We start from the raw sequence: 19,867 nt of genomic DNA, 5'->3' as shown, positions 1-19,867 counted from the left end.
TAATCATTGTGATTAGTTTGTTTTTTTAATTACATCCCATTCTTTATAAAATTGTTCTAAAAATTTTTCCATAAATAGATGACGTTCTTCAGCGATTTGTTTGCCTCGTTTAGTATTCATTAAATCTTTTAATAATAATAATTTTTCGTAAAAATGATTGATTGCCGTATTCGGTTCATCATGATATTGACCTTCTTGTAGATCTTTTAAATTACGCGGTTGTTGAGAAGAGATATGCATAGGTTCTTTAAAATGACCGGCATATTGAAAAGTTCTAGCTATTCCTATCGCGCCAATCGCATCAATACGGTCTGCATCTTGAACGATCTTTCCTGCTAAGCTTGTATGTTTACCTTCATTTTTACCACCGTTATAACTAACATACTTTAGAATATGGATAATCTCTGTTTGAATCGTTTCGCTAATATCCATGTCATTCATCCATTGATAAAGTTGTTGCCACGCTGTATCGGCATCTTTAAATAATTTCTTATCAACAGCATCGTGTAGTAAACTTGCTAATTCAACTACGAATAAATCCACTTCCTCAAACTGTGCAATATCTAGAGCATGATGTCTTACTCTTAGAATATGCTCAAAGTCATGACCAGTCGTATCGTTTTGGTGTAATGTACTAACATATGATTCTGCTTCTTTAATAATTTGTTCTTTATTCATATCTTTCTCCTTAAAAAAACAGGTAGAAAAGTTTGAACAATCATCTCTTCTACCTGTTTAGAATTTATAGTAAAGGTGATAGTAATCGTGCTATACCTTCTTTTAATTTAATCCACGTGCTTCTATTTTCATATCTTTCAACTGTTAATAATGATGAATGCGTCATATCATTCTCATAAGCTAATCGTGAATTCTTTGCGATTTCTTCGTCGTAAATAAAGGCATTAACTTCGAAGTTTAATACGAAGCTTCTATTATCCATGTTTGCAGTACCAATACTTACAACTTCATCATCTATAGCTACCATCTTCGTGTGTATAAAGCCTTTTTCATAAATATGAACTTTAACGCCTGCTTTAATTAATTCACCGACATTGGCAAATGTTGCCCAATAAACAAATGGGTGATCAGGTTTATTAGGAATCATCACATTAACATCTACTCCTGAAAGGGCAGCTATTTTTATCGCATCTAAAAATGATAAATCTGGAATGAAATATGGCGTTTGAATGTAAATATGTTTTTTAGCTTCTGATATCATTTTTAAATAACCATACTTGATTTGTTCCCATTCTTCATCGGGACCACTTGATGCAATTTGAATACCAACTTTACCGCCAGACTCAACATCAGGGAAGTATTTAGATTCATAGCGCATCTTGTCACGTGTAGATTGTGAGTTCCAGTCCAACATAAACCTAAGCTGTAATGCATTGACTGAGTCGCCTTCTAATCTTAAGTGCGTATCTCGCCAATAACCAAATTTTTTATCTAAACCTAAATATTCATCTCCGACATTAAAGCCACCTACGTAACCAACTTTTCCATCAATCACAACAATCTTTCTATGATTACGGTTGTTCATTCTAAAATTAATGAGTGGGAGTTTAGAAGGGAAGAAACTTGCTACTTCTCCACCTTGAGCTCTAAATTTCTTAAATGAAGATAAATTTAATTTACGTGAACCCATGTCGTCATATAACATTTTAACTTCTAAACCTTCTTGAAGTTTCTTTTCAAGTTCAAATAAGATCTTTTTACCTAAGTTATCCTTCTTAAAGATATAATATTGAATATGAATATATGACTCAGCTTTTCTAATATCTTCAATAAGTGCATCGAATTTATCATGTCCATCTGTAAACATTTCAACTTTGTTATCAGTTGTTAAGAAGGCTGAGTTATTGTAAAGCAACATATGAATCAGATGCTTATAATTAGAAATTTCAGGCTTATCAATTTCGAAATTATTTTCATCAATTGCTTTGATTTGTTCATTTATGATGTGCTCAAGACCTATTTTATCTTGTTCATCTAAGTTGAAAATACTCTTTCTTTGAATTTGTCTCCCAAATAGCAAGTAAAGTATAAATCCTAATATCGGAACAAATAAAAGCACTAACAACCAAGCCCAAATCGCACCAGCTTCTCTTGGTTCTAAGAATATGATAATAAATCCAAACACAACATTCAGAATAAATGCTGTAATAAGTAGCACTGATACTATGATGGAAAAATCAAATGAAAAATATGAAAAGTAGTTCATACCAATGCCTCCGTTTCTTTATCTTAAACTAGTATAATACATTTAAATTAAAATTGAAAAGGTTGTATTTGACCGTTCTAAAACATATGCATATAATGATTATGAAATGGCATCAATTAAAATATCATTTAAATATATAGGAGTGTTATAAATGAAAGAACAAATCATTAATGTTGAAGGTATGTCTTGTGGACATTGCAAACAAGCAGTTGAGGAATCAGTAGGTCAATTAATCGGTGTTAAAGAAGTTGTCGCTAGTCCGGATGATAATCAAGTACGTGTCGTATACGAAGATCCTGCAAGTATCGATAATATTGAAAATGCTATTTTCGATGCTGGATATGAAGTTGTTTAAGTTATCATTCATATAATTATTATAAAAAAATAACAAATTAAACAAAAAAATAACAATATAGGCCGAATGAACTATAGTCAAACTACTTAATTTAGAGTAGAATGAACTTAAGGTAATTAAATTGAATAAGAGGTGGTACCCATGAATCAACCTAAGTCAAAGGTAAAGAATGTGGTCAAACTTTTATCATCATTAGGCGTAAACATAACAGAAACTAAGTCACGAATAGAAATAATGCGTAGTTTGCCGAATGTCGCAACTAACAAGTTGAAATAAATTGGTAAACTAAAAAACCGCGTCCTCAAATTGAGGATGCGGTTTTTTATATGTCGGCTTTTTGGTCTGATTCAGTAAATTTCTCTTTTTCGTGGTAATAGATAGATAGTAATATACCAACACCTGCCATTAATGACCATAACGCTGATCCACCATAACTTATAAATGGTAATGGGATACCTGTGATAGGTAGTAATTGAATGGTCATACCGATATTTTGTACAACGTGGAATAGTACGAATGATAAGTATCCGATTATAAATACAACATTAAAAGGATGACGTGTCGTTGTTGCCATTCTAATTAAGTGTATGAATAACGCTAAGAAAATAATCAGTACAGCCATCGTTCCAATAAATCCAAATTCTTCACCAATGATTGAAAAAATAAAGTCAGTATGATTCTCAGGAATATAAACTTCACCGTTATTTAAACCTTTACCAAATATTTGACCAGAACCAATGGCTTTTAAGGATTCTGTTAAATGGTATCCGTCACCTGAGCTGTATGCATACGGATCTAGCCAAGAATTAATACGTCCTAATTGATACGTCTTAATACCTGAAACTTTCTCAATCACACTTGGTTTAAAAATCATTAATAAAATGATACTTGAACCAATTCCAAATAGGGCGATAAATGCTGGTGCGAGTATTCTCCATGTTACGCCTGAAACAACAACGATACCAAGAATGATCGCAATTAATACAAGTGTTGTTCCTAAATCATTTTGCAAAAGTATTAATAACATTGGTACTAAAGAAGTTAATCCAATTTTTAGTAATAAATTAAAGTCTCTTGATAATGATTTGTTGTAAGTAAATCTATTATGTTGATAGATAACGTTAGCTAGCGCAATAATTAAAATGATTTTCATAAACTCAGATGGTTGAATACTGATAGGTCCTAGTCTATACCAACTTTTAGCACCATTAATAATAGGTGTAAAGCTAGATTCAGGCAGGATTAATAGTCCAACTAATGATAAGTTTCCAATTATGTATATAACCCAAACATATTTTCTAAGTGTCTTTGGAGATATGAACATTAAGGCAATGGCTAAAATAAAACCAAGCACATAGTATAAGACTTGTTTAAGTAAAAAGTTTGTTTCATATTGTCCGCCAGACATTGCAGAATTGATTATTAAACAACTCGTTCCAAATAAGATAAGAATAATCGTAATTAATCGCCAATCTATTCTTTCTAGAAACGATTTATTTAATGTACGAGTAGAAGTTTCCATTAAAAGACTCCTTTAATTAACACTAAATTTCATAATTTTCATTATAACTTGATTGTACATAAAGTGATACATTTTTGCTATTCAGAAAAGCGTTATTTTTAAAATAGTCATGTTGATACGTGCAACAATAGCTAAAAACATGATAAAATATAGGCTAATAATCTACTTGGAGGCTTATATATGTCTAAAAAAAATATTTGCATTATATATGGTGGGAAAAGTGCAGAGCACGATGTATCAATTTTAACGGCTCAAAATGTGATCAATGCAGTTGATCTATCTAAATACATAATTGATATCATTTATATTACAAATGATGGGGATTGGATTAAAAGCGACCAATCTATCGATGGAAAAGTCGAAGATATTGAACAATTAAAATTATCAAGTGAATCATTAACACCAATATCTAAATTATTAGAAGCGAGTAATGATGGCAACGCATATAGCGCAGTATTTCCATTATTACACGGTCCAAACGGTGAAGACGGTACAATTCAAGGTTTATTTGAAGTATTGGATATTCCTTATGTTGGTAATGGTGTGCTTGCAGCATCAAGTTCAATGGATAAATTAGTGATGAAACATTTATTCGCTCACAGAGGATTACCTCAATTACCATATGTAAGTTTCTTAAAAAGTGAATACGAGAAATATGAACATAATATAGTGGAGCTTATTCAAAATAAACTTGAATATCCTGTATTCGTTAAGCCAGCAAATTTAGGTTCAAGTGTTGGTATTAGTAAATGTACGAATAAAGAAGAATTGATTTCTGGTATTGAAGAAGCATTTCAATTTGACCGTAAACTTGTTATCGAACAAGGTGTTGATGCTAGAGAAATTGAAGTAGCCGTATTAGGTAATGATTACCCAGAAACAACTTTACCTGGTGAAGTTATTAAAGATGTACAATTTTATGATTATAAATCTAAATATAAAGATGGCAAAGTTAAACTTCAAATACCTGCTGATGTAGATGAAGAAACAGCAACAACTTTAAGAAATATGGCTATTGAAGCTTTTAAAGCAACAGATTGTTCTGGATTGGTAAGAGCAGACTTCTTCTTAACAGAAGATAATACAATTTATATTAACGAAACAAATGCAATGCCAGGATTTACACAATACAGCATGTATCCATTATTATGGGAGAACATGAACTTAAGCTATACAGAGCTTATAACTAAGTTAATTGAACTTGCTATTGAACGATACGATAACAAGAAGAATATCAAATATAAAATTGACTGAGGGTAAATAGAATGAATATTAATTTACGTAAAATTAAAGAATGGATTGATTGTGACATTCAAGACGAATATCTTGATGTCGTTGTTCAAGGTACATGTATAGACTCAAGAAAAATTGCTAAATCAAATTTGTTTATACCATTTAAAGGTGAAAATGTAGATGGTCATAAATTTGTACGTCAAACACTTGACGATGGTGCAGGTGCATCATTTTGGCAAAAAGACGTACCAAATCCGCCAGAAGGACCTATTATTTTTGTTGATGACACTTTAGCAGCATTACAAAGTTTAGCTAAAGCATATTTGAAATATGTAAATCCTAAAGTTGTCGCAATTACAGGTTCAAATGGTAAAACGACAACTAAAGATATGGTTGAATGCGTGTTGAATAAATCATTTAAAGTTAAGAAGACACAAGGAAATTATAATAATGAGATTGGTTGTCCATTAACGATACTCGACTTAGATGAAGATACTGAAGTATCCATTCTAGAAATGGGTATGAGTGGTTTTGGTGAAATTAGTGAATTAACACATTTAGCTGAACCTGATGTTGCTATTATCACGAATATTGGTGAGTCTCATATGCAAGATCTAGGTTCTAGAGAAGGTATTGCAAAAGCCAAATTTGAAATTACAGAAGGTCTTAAAGATAAAGGACTATTCATATACGATGGTGATGAGCCATTACTTAAACCTTTCGTATCTGAAATGAAACATGACAAACTATCTGTAGGGGTAGCGAATGATAATGATGTGATTATCAAAACGAATCAATCATCAAGTCATGGCATCAATTTTCAATTGAATAATAGTCATTTCATTTATCATTTAAATATATTAGGTGAACACAATGTTAAAAATGCAACATATGCAATTCAAGTGGCTAAACATTTAGGTGTAACGGAAGATGTTATTCAAAGTTCTCTAGATGATCTTGTATTAACGGATATGCGCATGCAAAGAATTGAAACTGAACAATATGGTTTACTTATTAATGATGCATATAATGCAAGTCCAACAAGTATGAAAGCAGCAATTGATACACTGCATAATATGGAACAAACGGATAAGACACTTATTCTTGCGGATGTATTAGAGCTAGGCGAAATGAGTCAAGAAATGCATGAGCAAGTTGGCTATTATTTAGAACATAAAGCTATACAAACGTTAATCACATATGGTGAAGAAGCGGCTCATATATCAAATATTGCGAAAGCATATATACCTGAAACTTATCACTTTGAGCATAAAGAGGAAATCACAGACTATTTAAAAAATCAATTAAATGAAGACTCTATCACTTTGTTTAAAGGTTCTAGAGGTATGTCACTCGAAACGATTATTAACGCGCTTACATGAAAGTAGGTATCCTGTTTTTACATGGTTATACAGGTGGTCGTTATGAGTTATTACCATTAATTGAATATTTGAGTAGTCGCTATGATTTTATACTTGAAGCGCCGGAATACCCAGGACATGGCTTAAATTTATTGATTAAAGATACAAATGAAGATATGTGGTTTGAGCGAGCGAAACAATCTTATGAAATATTAAGAAAGAAAGCAGATAAGGTCATTGTTATTGGATTTTCAATGGGTGGCATTATTGCTGGTTTGTTAGCTAAAATTAAACAACCTGATCAATTAGTGTTAATTGCACCAGCTTTTGAAAATATCAATATACAATACTTGGTTAAGTCTCCATATGCATTTATCAATAATATGAGATATGCAGATTTGAAGATTCTTGATTTTATGGTGAGACGTACAATCAAAATAAACTATAAATCATTTGTGGCATTTAAAAAATTACAGCAAAGTGCGCTATATGTTCCAGAACAAATAGCAGCGAAAACGTTAATCATACATGGCACAATAGATGGTCTCGTTCCAATAGAGAAATCGAGAAACTTAGTGAAGAGAATAAAGCATGCACGTCTAGTTGAAATTGATAAAGGACCACATGAAATATGTTTATCAAAAGTAAATTATAAAGTTTTTTATGAAGTTGAAAAATTTATATTTAAAAATAAATAAAGAAGTGAAACTGTACTAAATCCCTTTTTAGTGCAGTTTTATTATGTTTTTGTTTATGAAAATTAAATGTAAACGACGATTTAATCGCATTGCGCTATTGGTAAAAGGGTGGTAGTATATAGAAGTTGAATAAAAAAGACGAGATGAATTAACTATATAAAAGGAGAATTATTTTGCAAAAATTTAAAGAATTAGGTATTTCTGAAGCTACCTTAAATGCTTTGGACAAAATGGGATTTACTGAACCAACGCCAATACAAATCGAAAGTATTCCATATACATTACAAGGTACGGACGTGCTAGGACAAGCACAAACTGGAACAGGAAAAACTGGTGCATTTGGTATTCCATTAATTGATAAAGTAGCAGATAAACAAGGTGTACAAGCATTGATTCTTGCACCAACACGTGAATTAGCAAACCAAGTGGCAGAGCAATTACGTAGTTTCAGTAAAGGACAAAATGTAAGTGTCGTAACTGTATTCGGTGGTATGCCAATAGACAGACAAATCAAATCACTTAAAAAAGGTCCACAAATCGTAGTAGGTACACCAGGACGTGTGATTGACCACTTAAATAGAAGAACATTAAAAACAGAATCAATTTCTACATTGATCTTAGATGAAGCAGATGAAATGATGAACATGGGCTTTATAGATGATATGAGATTTATAATGTCTAAACTTCCATCTGAAAATCGTCAAACATTACTATTCTCAGCAACAATGCCAAAAGCTATTCAAGAATTAGTTCAAAAATTCATGAAGAGTCCAAAAATTGTTAAAACAATGTCTAACGAATTGTCAGATCCACAAATTGATGAATTCTACACAATCGTTAAAGAATTAGAAAAATTCGAGACATTTACGAATTTATTAGATGTTCAAAATCCTGAATTAGCAATTGTATTCGGTCGTACGAAACGTCGTGTTGACGAATTAACAAGTGCTTTAATCACTAAAGGATACCGCGCTGAAGGTTTACACGGTGACATTACACAAGCTAAACGTTTAGAAGTATTGAAAAAATTCAAAAATGATCAAATCGATATTTTAGTAGCTACAGATGTTGCAGCTCGTGGATTAGATATTTCTGGCGTAAGTCACGTGTATAACTTTGATATCCCTCAAGATACTGAAAGTTATACACACCGTATTGGTCGTACAGGTAGAGCAGGTAAACAAGGTGTTGCCGTTACATTTGTAAATCCAATCGAAATGGATTATATCCGTCAAATCGAAAAAGCTAATAAACGTCAAATGAGCGCTTTACGTCCACCAACACCAGGTGAGGTTATGAAAGCTAAAGAATCAGATGTTAAAGATAAAGTTAAAGGTTGGGTAGAAAGTCCAATCGAAGGCCGTATTGAAAAAATTGCTGAATCATTAATTAAAGAATACGGTGACCAAAAATTAGTTGCTGCATTATTACAAGAGTTAATTACTTCTAACAACGATGCAGAAATTCAATTAACATTTGAAAAACCATTATCTAAAAAATCTAATCATAGAGGCAAACAAGGTAACCGTGGTGGTAACTCACGTGGTAAATCTAGAACTAGATTTGATGGTAAAAACAACAAACGTCGCGGTAATGATAAAAACAATCAATTTGACCGTAACAAAGGTAAAAACAATAAACCAAACAAACAACGTTCAAAAAAACAATTCTCAGGTAGAACATTTGCTGAGCATTCAAAATAAAAACTAAACAAGAAGTGTGTGTAATCTCTAAGGTTACGCACACTTTTTTTATGATATAATACACGTAAATTGAACGATAGAGGAGATTATATGTATAAACCAATACTCGAACACAAAATGCCAAAACAGTCTATAAAATATGAGTATGTAAATCATATTATAAATGTCATAGTTATCTTAGTTTTGTACATTGTATTTGTATTTTTATGGCATGAATATGATTGGTGGACATTTCTCATTTATATTGTGACACCGATTGCGCTGTTGATCATTGCGATAGGATTTATAAGCCCGATCATACGACTTAAAAAAACATCGTTCGAAATTGGAGAACGGTATATTGAAGTACAAAGTGGGCTTTATTATCAAAAACGATTTGTACAACCTTATGACAGAATACAATATGTAACGATAAAGCACGGACCAATTTCAAGATTGTTTAATATTTACTTTGTCGTTGTTGTAACAGCAGGTAATTTAGAAGTGTTACCAATGGTCAACCGAGAGATAGCTGACCAAACGAGATTAAATATCATGACTAAGGTTAAAGAGGTGACTGATGATGTTTGATCCTCAAAAATTACATCCAATATCTTATGTTAGTGGCTTTTTAGCCAGTTTAAAAGAAAATGTATTTCCATTAATAATCGCTGTGTTTATTGTTGTAACACGCGGACTTGATAATTTTTGGGACCTTACATTTCCAATTGTTCTATTAATTTTTTCATTTATAAGTAGTATTTTTAAAGCAATTAAGATTTACAATACACGTTATTGGATTGAGAATGATCAATTGATTATGACTTGGGGTGTCTTTTCAAAAAATCGTAAAGAGTTAAATATTGAAAGGATTCAGTCTGTTGATACTTCTCAAAATATTGTACATCAGTTGTTAGGTGGCGTGAGTTTAAGTATTAAAACTCCGAGTGATGGTATTGAATTAGATACAATTACGAAGTCTCAAAGTGATAGTCTTTCAAAATATTTAAAAGAAAGAAAATATGCTATTAAAAATAAAGAGCAAAGCGAAAATGAGTTAAACGAGGAAGATGGAACGTCGTCTGATTCTGATCAATATGATGTTATTAATGAAAAAGAAGAAGTTGTGTTCTTTAGATTATCAACTAAAGATTTATTGAAGATGAGTTTTACAAGTGGTGGCATTTTGATTGTATTTGCAGCACTTGGCTCATTACTTGGATTTTTCACACAAATAATCGATATCGAGGATTACATCAGTCCACTGATTAATCAAGTTGTTAATTTAACATTTGTTATCATATCAATTACACTTTTATTTATTATATTGAGTTATGTCATTGGATCTCTCATTGTATTTATTAAAAATTATAAATATCAATTAACATTTGATGGGGAACTTTTAACGGTTAAATATGGTTTGTTAACTGTTCAAAAGCGTACCGTTCCAATTAGAAGAATACAAGCATTAAAAGAAGAAGAATCTATATTCAGAAGAGTGATCGGATACACTAAAATATCAGCGATTATTACTTCAGATGGACATTTTGAAAATGGAGAAGATACTGATGTCGGTACTGTGACAATTTTGCCATTTATGAAGAAGAAAGAAGCATATCAATTACTTGAAGATATTATTCCGCAATTTCAGTTTCATTCCGTTAAAAAAGGCTTACCTAAACAAGGTATTCGTAGAAGAGTGTTCATCCCTACCATTATTTTATTGTTAATTGTGATACCTATCCAAATATATTTATGGTCTTATACTTGGATGATCGGATTAGTAATATTCTTGGTTATGCTATTATATGCAAGTATCATTACGTTGAAATCTGGATATAAAATTTATGACGACTCAATTGTCATACTGAATGCAACACCGTTTGAATATACAACAATTTGGGCGAATAGAAATAAGATTTTAACTTTTGAATTACATGAAAATCCAATTATTAAACGTAAAGATATTGCACATTTCACAATTCAAATAGCATATGGAAATGGTATGTTGTCCAAAGGATTAAGATTTATTAATAAACAAGATACGTTAAATATTTATAAATGGTATAAAGATAAAGGAGGTCACATAGATGCTTCCTAGATATAGAATGGATAAAAAGGGAATGGTCGTTGAACGTATTGGATCGCTCATTACAATTTCAATACTCATCATTATATTAATTGTTATGGCAGTAATTTTTAATTTATGGTGGACGACAGCTTCAAAATGGTTTCTGCTTATTCCAGTCGTGCTCATCTTGGTAATAGCTATATATGGTTTAATCATCCAGCCTTATTACATGTATAGAAATTTCAGGTATGAAATAAATGATGATGAAATAAACATTAAATCAGGTATTTTTATGATTAGAGAAACAACGATACCTATGGGTAGAATTCAAAATGTTGATCTATATGAAGGATTCATAATGAGAAAGTTTAACCTGGCTAATATTACGTTGTCCACAGCTGGAGGAAATCGAACGATTCAATATTTAAATAAAGATAAGGCAAATCGTATTAAACACGCGATACAAAATAGAATTGAAAAATGATTTTAATCAGTGAAAATGAAGGTGTTAACGATGATTCAAGGAGTCGGCATAGATTTAGTCGAAATAGAACGTATACAAGATTGGTATACGAAACGACCAGAAATGGTTAATAAAATTTTAACAAAAGATGAAATAAATATTTTTAACAAAATCAAATTAGAATCAAGAAAAGTCGAATTCATCGCTGGTAGATTTGCTGTGAAGGAAGCATTTAGCAAAGCGATGGGTACAGGTATTGGTAAAAAATACGGCTTTCATTCGATTAATTGTTTACCAGATGAAAATGGAAAACCAGAAATCATTTGTGAAGGGTACCGTGTTCATCCGTCCATTACACACACAAAACATTATGCAGAAGCCATTGTGATTATAGAAAATATTAAGCAAGATTGATTTCTATATGATAAAATACAAATATTATAAGAGGAGGTGCCTTGCTGTTGTCCGAAAAATATTATAGGCCAACTTATATCAACGTCGATTTAAAGGCAATACTAGAAAATTATCAAGCAGTAGGAAGACTTCATCCAAATAAGAAAATTATGGCAGTCGTTAAAGCAAATGGGTACGGATTAGGAAGTGTACCAATTGCAACATATTTAATGAATGAAGGTGTAGACTTCTTTGCAGTTGCGACATTAGATGAAGCAATTGAATTAAGAATGCATGGTATTAAAGCTAAAATATTAGTACTCGGCGTTATTAATACTAAAGATATTAATAAAGCTGTTCAACATAGAGTTGCATTAACCGTTCCATCAGAACAATGGTTAGATGATGCAATAGAATCAATAGATGATGATTCTGATAAACCTTTATGGATGCACGTAAAAATAGATACAGGCATGGGTAGAATTGGATTGAAGGATGTTGAAACTTACCAACATGTCGTTCATAAAATAGATCAGCATGAACGCCTTATATTTGAAGGTGTGTATACGCACTTTGCTTCTGCAGATGAACCAAATGATTTTTCTAAAAAGCAATATGAATTATTTGAAGAATTTGTAGAGTCTTCTCAAACACCTGAATATATACATGCTCAAAATTCAGCAGGTGCCTTAAGATATGATGCATCTATTTGTACAGCTGTTAGATTTGGTATTTCATTATATGGATATTATCCATCAAAATATATTCAAGAAATTTCTAATTTAAAATTAAAGCCTTCTGCGCAATTAGTAACAGAAGTCGTTCAAACTAAATATTTAGAACCAGGAGAAACAGTGAGTTATGGTGCAACATTTACTGCTGGTGAACGTATTAAAGTAGCCACATTACCAATAGGTTATGCAGATGGTTACTTAAGAAAGATGCAAGATACGCTCGTGAATGTAAATGGTGTGAATTGTCCTGTCATAGGTAGAGTATGTATGGATCAAACGATGATTAAAGTACCAGATGATGTTCAAACAGGTGATAAAGTCATTCTCATGGATAATGATGTTGATTCGGAACAATCAGCAGAAAAAATTGCTGAAGCACAGGATACCATTAATTATGAAGTACTTTGTAACTTGAAAAAGAGATTACCACGTATCTATCATGATGGTGAAAATGTTGAAATTACGAACGAATTATTAAAATAGCATAGTCAAATAGAGTTACATTTGTTATGATATTAATAACTTAATCAACAAAATTTACATTTATTTTATCTGGAGGTATTTGTTATGACATCTTTAACGCAAAATCGTACACAAAGTTTAGAACAAACACTGAAAGAAGGCTATCGTTCAATGGCCGATTTAAATCTCTCCCTTGCATCTGAAGCATACTATTGTGAATGTGAAGCTTGTGATTCAAATGAATCGCATATAGCCTCTCAGCAAGGTGAATAAATGAGAAGAGGAGATGTATATCTCGCAGATCTTTCACCAGTTACAGGTTCTGAACAAGGGGGAACAAGACCAGTCGTTATTATCCAGAATGATACAGGTAATCGATACAGCCCGACTGTGATTGTTGCAGCAATTACTGGTAAGATAAATAAAGCCAAAATTCCCACTCATGTAGAAATTGAGGCAGCGAAATATAAATTAGACAGAGATTCCGTAATTTTGCTTGAACAAATCAGAACTATTGATAAAAAACGCTTAAAAGAAAAATTAACATATTTATCTGATGCAAAGATGAAAGAGGTTGATACTGCTATTGCAATCAGCCTCAATCTAACTTTGCAACAAAAATTTGATACATTAGGTAATACATAATGAAATTGTTTTAAAAGAATCAATATTACTTTAAAACGTCTTCCGCTTTAGGATTAACCTAAAGCTTTTTTAGTATATTTGAAACGAGGTGACTTCGTGTCAGAACAAAAGAAACAACAGTATCTTCAATTATTACTTGATTATGTTCAAACAAATGATGACGAAATTTTATCATCTTGCCAAACATTTTCAACTGAAGCCATTGAAGATAATGTTTCACCAGAGGAGATAGTACAATTACATGTAAATATTATGGAACAGGAACAAGAACTGACTAAAGAACAAATCATTCGTTCATTTGATGTTCTTTTAGAAGTCATGATAGGCTATGGCTTTACATACCGAGATTACAAGAAGTTATTAAATAAAATTAAAATTCATGATAAAGAAATGGAAGTTGCGTCTAGCTTGCAACAAACGATGCTAAAGCCTCAAATCCCTCAATTTGATAGTATTCAAATTGGGGCAATTTCTGTTCCAGCACAAAAAGTAAGTGGAGATTATTTTAATTTAATTGATCATAATGACGGAACTATGAGTTTTGCAGTAGCAGATGTTATCGGTAAAGGGATACCGGCAGCATTAGCGATGAGTATGATTAAATTTGGTATGGACTCTTACGGTCATTCGCAATTGCCGAGTGACGGTTTGAAACGTTTGAATCGAGTTGTGGAAAAGAACGTTAATCAAAATATGTTTGTGACAATGTTCTATGGACTATATGAAGAAATTAATAACATGCTTTATTATAGTTCTGCAGGACATGAGCCTGGATACATATATAGAAGTCAGACTGGAGAATTTGAAGAAATGTCTGAACGAGGTATTGTGCTCGGTGTTAATAAACATACACGTTATAAACAAAGTGAAATAAAAATAGAATTACAAGATATGATTATCGTGTTTACTGACGGTGTAACAGAATTGCGCAATCAACAAAATGAATTTATCAAAACGACAGATTTATTAAGTATGATTGATGAGTACAAACAACTACATCCGCAAGACATTGTCCAAATCTTATATGAAGAACTAGTCAAACTACAGAATCCAAATAAAAGAGATGATTTAACGATATTAATTGTTAAAAGAGTTAAATAGTTGTAAGTTAAAAATATTTAAGATGTGTTAAATAAGATTAAACATTTTAAAAACGGGTAAAAATAAATGATGAAAGTCTAATACATTTAGGGGTGTAACAAGGAATGAATCTTAACATTGAAACTACTGAACATGAAAACTACTATGAAATTAAAGTTGGCGGAGAATTGGATGTGTACACTGCGCCTCAACTTCAAGACGTATTACAACCGATTAGACAAAAAGGAACACATGATATACATGTTAATTTGGAGAACGTAAGTTATATGGATTCTACTGGTTTAGGTTTATTTGTTGGCACATTAAAATCACTCAATGAACATGATAAATCACTATATGTGCTTGGTGTATCTGACAGAATTGAGAGATTATTTGATATTACAGGACTTAAAGAATTAATGCATGTCAACAAAGGAACGGAGGTATAATGAGATGACATCTAACTATGATTATATAGAGATGAGATTCCCTGCAGCTCCAGAATATGTTGGACTTGTCAGATTAACATTATCTGGCGTGTTTAATAGAGCTGGTGCTTCATATGAAGATATTGAAGATTCAAAAATTGCAGTGTCAGAAGCGGTAACAAATGCAGTGAAACACGCATATAGTGATAAAGTTGAAGGTGAAATATTAATAGGTTACCTTGTATTTGAAGATAAAATAGAAATCATTGTATCAGATTCGGGTAAAAGCTTTAATTATGAAGAAGCTAAAAAAGTGCTTGGACCTTACCAAGAAAGTGATAATATCAATTTCTTGAGACAAGGTGGATTAGGACTATTTCTTATTGAGTCATTAATGGATGAAGTAAGTGTCCAAAAAGATGCTGGTGTTACAATAAGTATGACAAAGTATTTATCTAAAGAGCAGGTGCAAACACATGACGGAAGAGTCCAAAGTTTATAATGAAGTTTCTCCAGAAGACATTAATGCTTGGATAGCAGATTACCAAGAAAATGATAATAGTGAAGCTCAAGAAAAGCTAGTATTACATTATCAGAAATTAGTAGAATCTTTAGCATATAAATATTCTAAAGGCCAAGCACATCATGAAGATCTTGTTCAAGTTGGTATGGTTGGTTTATTAGGTGCTATAAAAAGATTCGATGTTTCATTTGAAAGAAAGTTTGAAGCATTTTTAGTTCCAACAGTAATTGGTGAGATAAAGAGATATTTAAGAGATAAAACTTGGAGTGTACATGTACCTAGACGAATTAAAGAAATTGGCCCTAAAATAAAAAAGGCAAATGAAGAATTGACTAATGAATTAGGAAGATCACCTAAAATTATTGAAATTGCGAATAGATTAGAAGTAACTGAAGAAGATGTTCTAGAAGCAATGGAAATGGGTCAAAGTTATAATGCCTTAAGTGTTGACCATTCTATCGAAGCGGATAAAGACGGATCTACCGTTACCTTGTTAGATATTATGGGAGAATCTGAAGAAGGTTATGATTTAACAGAAAAAAGAATGATATTAGAAAAAATTCTGCCTATTTTAACGGATAGAGAAAGAGAAATAATTCAATACACCTTTATTACGGGCTTAAGTCAAAAAGAGACTGGCGAAAAAATAGGTCTCAGTCAAATGCATGTTTCAAGACTTCAAAGAACAGCAATAAAGAAATTAAAAGAAGCTGCAATGAAATAAATAATATATTAAGAGAGCCAGAAACATTTCAAATGTTTCTGGCTCTTTTCAAAATCAAAAATGGTTATATTCTATTTATGTTAAAATGGAATATAACTATTTTTAGGAGGCAATTATGAATCAAGAACTAATAGAAATCATAAAGAAAAATCATCCTTTTACAGAAAAACAAATTAAAACTGTACTAGAATTACTAGAAGATAAGAATACAGTGCCTTTTATAGCAAGATATAGAAAAGAATTAACTGGTGGACTTGATGAAGTTGAAATTAAACAAATTGAAAATGAATATACATATGCACTTAACTTGCATAATAGAAAAGAAGAAGTCATCAGATTAATTGATGAACAAGGTTTATTAACAGAAGACTTAAAAAATGATATTTTAAAACAAACTAAATTACAAAGAATAGAAGATTTATATCGACCATTTAAGAAAAAGAAAAAAACAAGAGCTACAGAAGCAAAACGTAAAGGTTTAGAACCTTTAGCTAAATGGATACTTGAAGGTACTTCTAATATTGATTTAGTTGAAGAAGCTTCAAAATATATTACTGAAGAAGTTACATCTCATGAAGATGCCATTAAAGGTGCACAAGATATTATAGCTGAAATGATTTCAGATGAGCCTAAATACCGTAAATACATTTTAAATAGTGTTGAAAGACAAGGTAAATTAGTGACTGAGAAGAAAAAGAAAGCTGAAGATGAGAAAAATATCTTTGAAATGTACTATACATATGAAGAACCGATTAAGAAAATAGTACCTCATAGAGTGCTAGCTATTAACCGTGGAGAATCAGAAGGTATATTGAAAGTAGGATTCGAAATAGATACAGCGTCATTAGAAAGTTATTTAACAACTCAATTTGTGAAAAAAGAACATAAACATATTGAAGTCATTAATGAAGCTATTCAAGATAGCTTGAAAAGATTAATCTTACCCTCTATTGAAAGAGAGATTAGAAGTGAATTAACACAAAAAGCTGAAGAACATGCAATTGAGATCTTCTCTGAGAATTTAAAAAACCTTTTATTGCAAGCACCATTAAAAGGTAAAAAAATACTAGGACTAGATCCAGCATACAGAACGGGTTGTAAGTTAGCAGTTATTAATGAATATGGTTCGTTTGTTGATAAAAATGTGATATATCCTCATCCTCCAGTATCTAAAACTGATCAAGCGGAAAAGATATTTGTAGATATGATCAAGAAACACAACATTGAATTAGTTGCGATTGGTAACGGAACAGCAAGTAGAGAATCAGAACAATTTGTAGCTGAAATGATTAAAAAGCACAACTTACCTTGCCAATTTGTGATCGTTAATGAGGCGGGGGCTTCTGTCTATTCAGCTTCAGATATAGCTAGAGAAGAATTTCCTGATTTTAAAGTTGAAGAGAGAAGTGCTGTATCTATAGGTAGACGTGTACAAGATCCATTAAGTGAACTTGTTAAAATAGATCCTAAATCAATCGGTGTTGGTCAATATCAACATGATGTAAATCAAAAAGCACTAAGTGAAACTTTAAAATTCGTCGTGGAAACTGCCGTTAACCAAGTTGGTGTTGATGTGAACACAGCATCTCCATCATTACTAAGCTATGTGTCTGGTCTTAGCAATACAGTTGCAAATAACATTATTAAATTTAGAGAAGAAAAAGGTGTTATTACACATCATTCAGAAATAGCTAAAGTTCCAAGATTAGGGAATAAAACATTTGAACAAAGTATCGGATTTTTAAGAATATTAGATGGAACTGAACCACTTGATAAAACAGCTATTCACCCGGAAAGTTATGAAGCGGCTTATGCGTTGATTCAATATGTTGGTTTACAAAAAGAAGATATTGGTTCTGATATATTAAAAGAAAAACTAAATAAATTAGATATACAAGATACAAGTGAAACCTTAAATATAGGTATACCAACGCTAGAAGATATCATTGCTTCTTTAATAGCACCATTAAGAGATCCACGAGATGAATTCGAAACACCAATTTTAAAATCAGATGTTCTTTCTATGGAAGACTTAAAACCAAATATGGCTTTAAGTGGTACAGTACGAAATGTTGTCGACTTTGGTGCGTTTGTAGATATAGGTGTTAAACAAGATGGTCTTGTTCATATATCTAAATTATCTAAAGGATATGTTAAGCATCCTATGAATATTGTAAGTGTAGGAGATATAGTTGATGTTTGGGTATTAGATGTAAACCAAGAAAAACAAAAAGTGTCATTAACTATGATAGACCCTAATGGACAATAAGGCACTTCAAGAACTTGTGTCTAATATATCAACGGAATATTTTAATAAGCCTTTTAAACACAATGCAATATTTAACAAAAGGTTAAGAACAACTGGTGGAAGGTATTTATTAAGTAGTCATGATATAGAAATTAATCCGAAGCAATATGAACATTTTGGTGTTGAGGCACTTATAGATATAATTAAACATGAACTTTGTCATTATCATTTACATTTAGAAGGTAAAGGATACCAGCATAAAGACAAAGCATTCAAAGATTTAAGTAACGAAGTAGGTGCACCGCGATTTTGTAAAGCCGTTCAAAGTTATGAAGAACGTGCTAACTATTTATATCAATGTGGGCAATGTAAAACAGAATTCAAACGTATTAAACGTGTTAATACACGTAAATATAGATGTGGACGATGTGGTGGAAAGTTAAAAAATATAACATAAAGAATAATTGGGAAAGTACTACACTAAAAATATGCGAGTGTAGTACTTTTTATTTAAATTTTTAATAAAAAAGCATTGACGAAATAATAGATCCGGCGTATTATAGTTAATGTTGCTTGAACGAAACGTAACAAATATTAAGACAAGTTATTCGATGTAAAATTACATTAAAAAGTTAATCATTTGTATTGACTTTGTAAACTTAATGTAATATACTTAATGACAGTCACTTAAATAACAAATTGATTGAGTACTGCAAACCATGCGCGGTCGTGGCGGAATGGCAGACGCGCTAGGTTGAGGGCCTAGTGGGAGAAATCCCGTGGAGGTTCAAATCCTCTCGGCCGCACCATTCATCAATTTTAATATAGCTAAGCGGGTGTAGTTTAGTGGTAAAACCTCAGCCTTCCAAGCTGATGTTGTCGGTTCGATTCCGATCACCCGCTCCAAATTATTTTATAATGAACATTGAAAACTGAATGACAATATGTCAACGTTAATTCCAATAATTGAGTACTGAAAGTACTTCAGAGTGATTGGCTTAACCAATCAAAAATGAGCTTA

General features: G+C 31.7%; 22 protein-coding genes and 2 tRNA genes. 21 read left to right on the top strand and 3 right to left on the bottom strand.

The genetic code is table 11. From position 1 onward, the window contains the following. Positions 1-12: 12 nt before the first annotated feature. Positions 13-678: an HD domain-containing protein gene (locus tag LQ622_RS07375; protein ID WP_239774885.1), complete on the bottom strand. Its 666-nt coding sequence runs from the start codon at positions 676-678 to the stop codon at positions 13-15. Positions 679-742: 64 nt separating this feature from the next. Then, positions 743-2,224, bottom strand: coding sequence for a cardiolipin synthase (gene cls, locus LQ622_RS07370; RefSeq protein ID WP_049320116.1), 1,482 nt, complete (start codon positions 2,222-2,224; stop codon positions 743-745). Between the two features lie 151 nt (positions 2,225-2,375). Here cls and LQ622_RS07365 point away from each other — a divergent pair, with 151 nt between their 5' ends. Both LQ622_RS07365 and LQ622_RS07360 read left to right on the top strand, forming a co-directional pair. Next, complete coding sequence (locus tag LQ622_RS07365) at positions 2,376-2,579, top strand: copper ion binding protein (RefSeq protein WP_025904499.1); 204 nt, start codon at positions 2,376-2,378, stop codon at positions 2,577-2,579. 141 nt (positions 2,580-2,720) lie between these two features. Further along, a complete protein-coding gene (locus LQ622_RS07360) occupies positions 2,721-2,855 on the top strand; it encodes an Lmo0850 family protein (protein WP_224658879.1) in 135 nt (44 codons plus the stop codon). Between the two features lie 46 nt (positions 2,856-2,901). Here the strand turns inward: LQ622_RS07360 and LQ622_RS07355 are convergent, their stop codons facing one another. Further along, positions 2,902-4,101, bottom strand: coding sequence for an FtsW/RodA/SpoVE family cell cycle protein (locus LQ622_RS07355; protein WP_191836444.1), 1,200 nt, complete (start codon positions 4,099-4,101; stop codon positions 2,902-2,904). 180 nt (positions 4,102-4,281) lie between these two features. On the opposite strand from LQ622_RS07355, the gene LQ622_RS07350 reads away from it, so the two are divergent. The 19 genes from LQ622_RS07350 (at position 4,282) to LQ622_RS07260 (ending at position 19,752) form a co-directional block, all read left to right on the top strand. Beyond that, positions 4,282-5,355, top strand: coding sequence for a D-alanine--D-alanine ligase (locus LQ622_RS07350; protein ID WP_037589765.1), 1,074 nt, complete (start codon positions 4,282-4,284; stop codon positions 5,353-5,355). 11 nt (positions 5,356-5,366) lie between these two features. Continuing rightward, a complete protein-coding gene (locus tag LQ622_RS07345; RefSeq protein ID WP_126477269.1) occupies positions 5,367-6,716 on the top strand; it encodes a UDP-N-acetylmuramoyl-tripeptide--D-alanyl-D-alanine ligase in 1,350 nt (449 codons plus the stop codon). Then, positions 6,713-7,393 (top strand): alpha/beta hydrolase, encoded by a 681-nt coding sequence (locus LQ622_RS07340; protein ID WP_126477270.1) that lies wholly within the window; start codon positions 6,713-6,715, stop codon positions 7,391-7,393. Before LQ622_RS07345 ends, LQ622_RS07340 begins: the two co-directional genes overlap by 4 nt. A gap of 173 nt (positions 7,394-7,566) precedes the next feature. Further along, positions 7,567-9,096 (top strand): degradosome RNA helicase CshA, encoded by a 1,530-nt coding sequence (gene cshA, locus LQ622_RS07335; RefSeq protein WP_239762114.1) that lies wholly within the window; start codon positions 7,567-7,569, stop codon positions 9,094-9,096. 90 nt (positions 9,097-9,186) lie between these two features. Continuing rightward, positions 9,187-9,666 (top strand): PH domain-containing protein, encoded by a 480-nt coding sequence (locus tag LQ622_RS07330; RefSeq protein WP_239762115.1) that lies wholly within the window; start codon positions 9,187-9,189, stop codon positions 9,664-9,666. Further along, on the top strand, positions 9,656-11,176 hold the full coding sequence (locus tag LQ622_RS07325; RefSeq protein ID WP_239774882.1) for a PH domain-containing protein: 1,521 nt from the start codon (positions 9,656-9,658) through the stop codon (positions 11,174-11,176). Before LQ622_RS07330 ends, LQ622_RS07325 begins: the two co-directional genes overlap by 11 nt. Beyond that, positions 11,166-11,630 carry a PH domain-containing protein gene (locus LQ622_RS07320; protein WP_159315399.1) on the top strand — a complete coding sequence of 155 codons (465 nt, stop codon included), beginning with the start codon at positions 11,166-11,168 and terminating at the stop codon, positions 11,628-11,630. The genes LQ622_RS07325 and LQ622_RS07320 overlap by 11 nt, the downstream gene beginning before the upstream one ends. Before the next feature lie 30 nt (positions 11,631-11,660). Next, on the top strand, positions 11,661-12,023 hold the full coding sequence (acpS, locus tag LQ622_RS07315) for a holo-ACP synthase (protein WP_239762117.1): 363 nt from the start codon (positions 11,661-11,663) through the stop codon (positions 12,021-12,023). Positions 12,024-12,070: 47 nt separating this feature from the next. Further along, positions 12,071-13,219, top strand: coding sequence for an alanine racemase (gene alr / locus LQ622_RS07310; RefSeq protein ID WP_239774880.1), 1,149 nt, complete (start codon positions 12,071-12,073; stop codon positions 13,217-13,219). An 84-nt stretch (positions 13,220-13,303) separates the two neighbouring features. After that, on the top strand, positions 13,304-13,471 hold the full coding sequence (gene mazE, locus LQ622_RS07305) for a type II toxin-antitoxin system antitoxin MazE (RefSeq protein WP_025904510.1): 168 nt from the start codon (positions 13,304-13,306) through the stop codon (positions 13,469-13,471). Continuing rightward, on the top strand, positions 13,472-13,843 hold the full coding sequence (locus LQ622_RS07300; protein WP_025904511.1) for a type II toxin-antitoxin system PemK/MazF family toxin: 372 nt from the start codon (positions 13,472-13,474) through the stop codon (positions 13,841-13,843). It begins immediately after the preceding gene. A 96-nt stretch (positions 13,844-13,939) separates the two neighbouring features. Further along, positions 13,940-14,944: a PP2C family protein-serine/threonine phosphatase gene (locus LQ622_RS07295; RefSeq protein ID WP_037589756.1), complete on the top strand. Its 1,005-nt coding sequence runs from the start codon at positions 13,940-13,942 to the stop codon at positions 14,942-14,944. A 104-nt stretch (positions 14,945-15,048) separates the two neighbouring features. Beyond that, a complete protein-coding gene (locus LQ622_RS07290; protein ID WP_025904513.1) occupies positions 15,049-15,372 on the top strand; it encodes an anti-sigma factor antagonist in 324 nt (107 codons plus the stop codon). A gap of 4 nt (positions 15,373-15,376) precedes the next feature. Beyond that, a complete protein-coding gene (gene rsbW, locus LQ622_RS07285) occupies positions 15,377-15,853 on the top strand; it encodes an anti-sigma B factor RsbW (RefSeq protein ID WP_025904514.1) in 477 nt (158 codons plus the stop codon). Continuing rightward, the gene (gene sigB, locus LQ622_RS07280; protein ID WP_037589755.1) at positions 15,828-16,598 is read left to right on the top strand and encodes an RNA polymerase sigma factor SigB; all 771 of its coding nucleotides are present in this window, start codon (positions 15,828-15,830) and stop codon (positions 16,596-16,598) included. The genes rsbW and sigB overlap by 26 nt, the downstream gene beginning before the upstream one ends. A gap of 115 nt (positions 16,599-16,713) precedes the next feature. Next, on the top strand, positions 16,714-18,867 hold the full coding sequence (locus tag LQ622_RS07275) for a Tex family protein (protein WP_196307901.1): 2,154 nt from the start codon (positions 16,714-16,716) through the stop codon (positions 18,865-18,867). Further along, positions 18,857-19,303 carry a SprT family protein gene (locus LQ622_RS07270; protein ID WP_239762119.1) on the top strand — a complete coding sequence of 149 codons (447 nt, stop codon included), beginning with the start codon at positions 18,857-18,859 and terminating at the stop codon, positions 19,301-19,303. Before LQ622_RS07275 ends, LQ622_RS07270 begins: the two co-directional genes overlap by 11 nt. Before the next feature lie 266 nt (positions 19,304-19,569). Continuing rightward, positions 19,570-19,655 (top strand) — tRNA-Leu (locus LQ622_RS07265). A gap of 23 nt (positions 19,656-19,678) precedes the next feature. Further along, positions 19,679-19,752 (top strand) — tRNA-Gly (locus LQ622_RS07260). Positions 19,753-19,867 lie beyond the last annotated feature (115 nt).

Origin of the sequence: Mammaliicoccus sp. N-M50, assembly GCF_022386995.1 — a bacterium.
Taxonomy (GTDB): domain Bacteria; phylum Bacillota; class Bacilli; order Staphylococcales; family Staphylococcaceae; genus Mammaliicoccus; species Mammaliicoccus sciuri_A.
The sequence above is the reverse complement of the archived record's forward strand: the minus strand, read 5'-3'. Positions and strand labels throughout refer to the sequence as shown.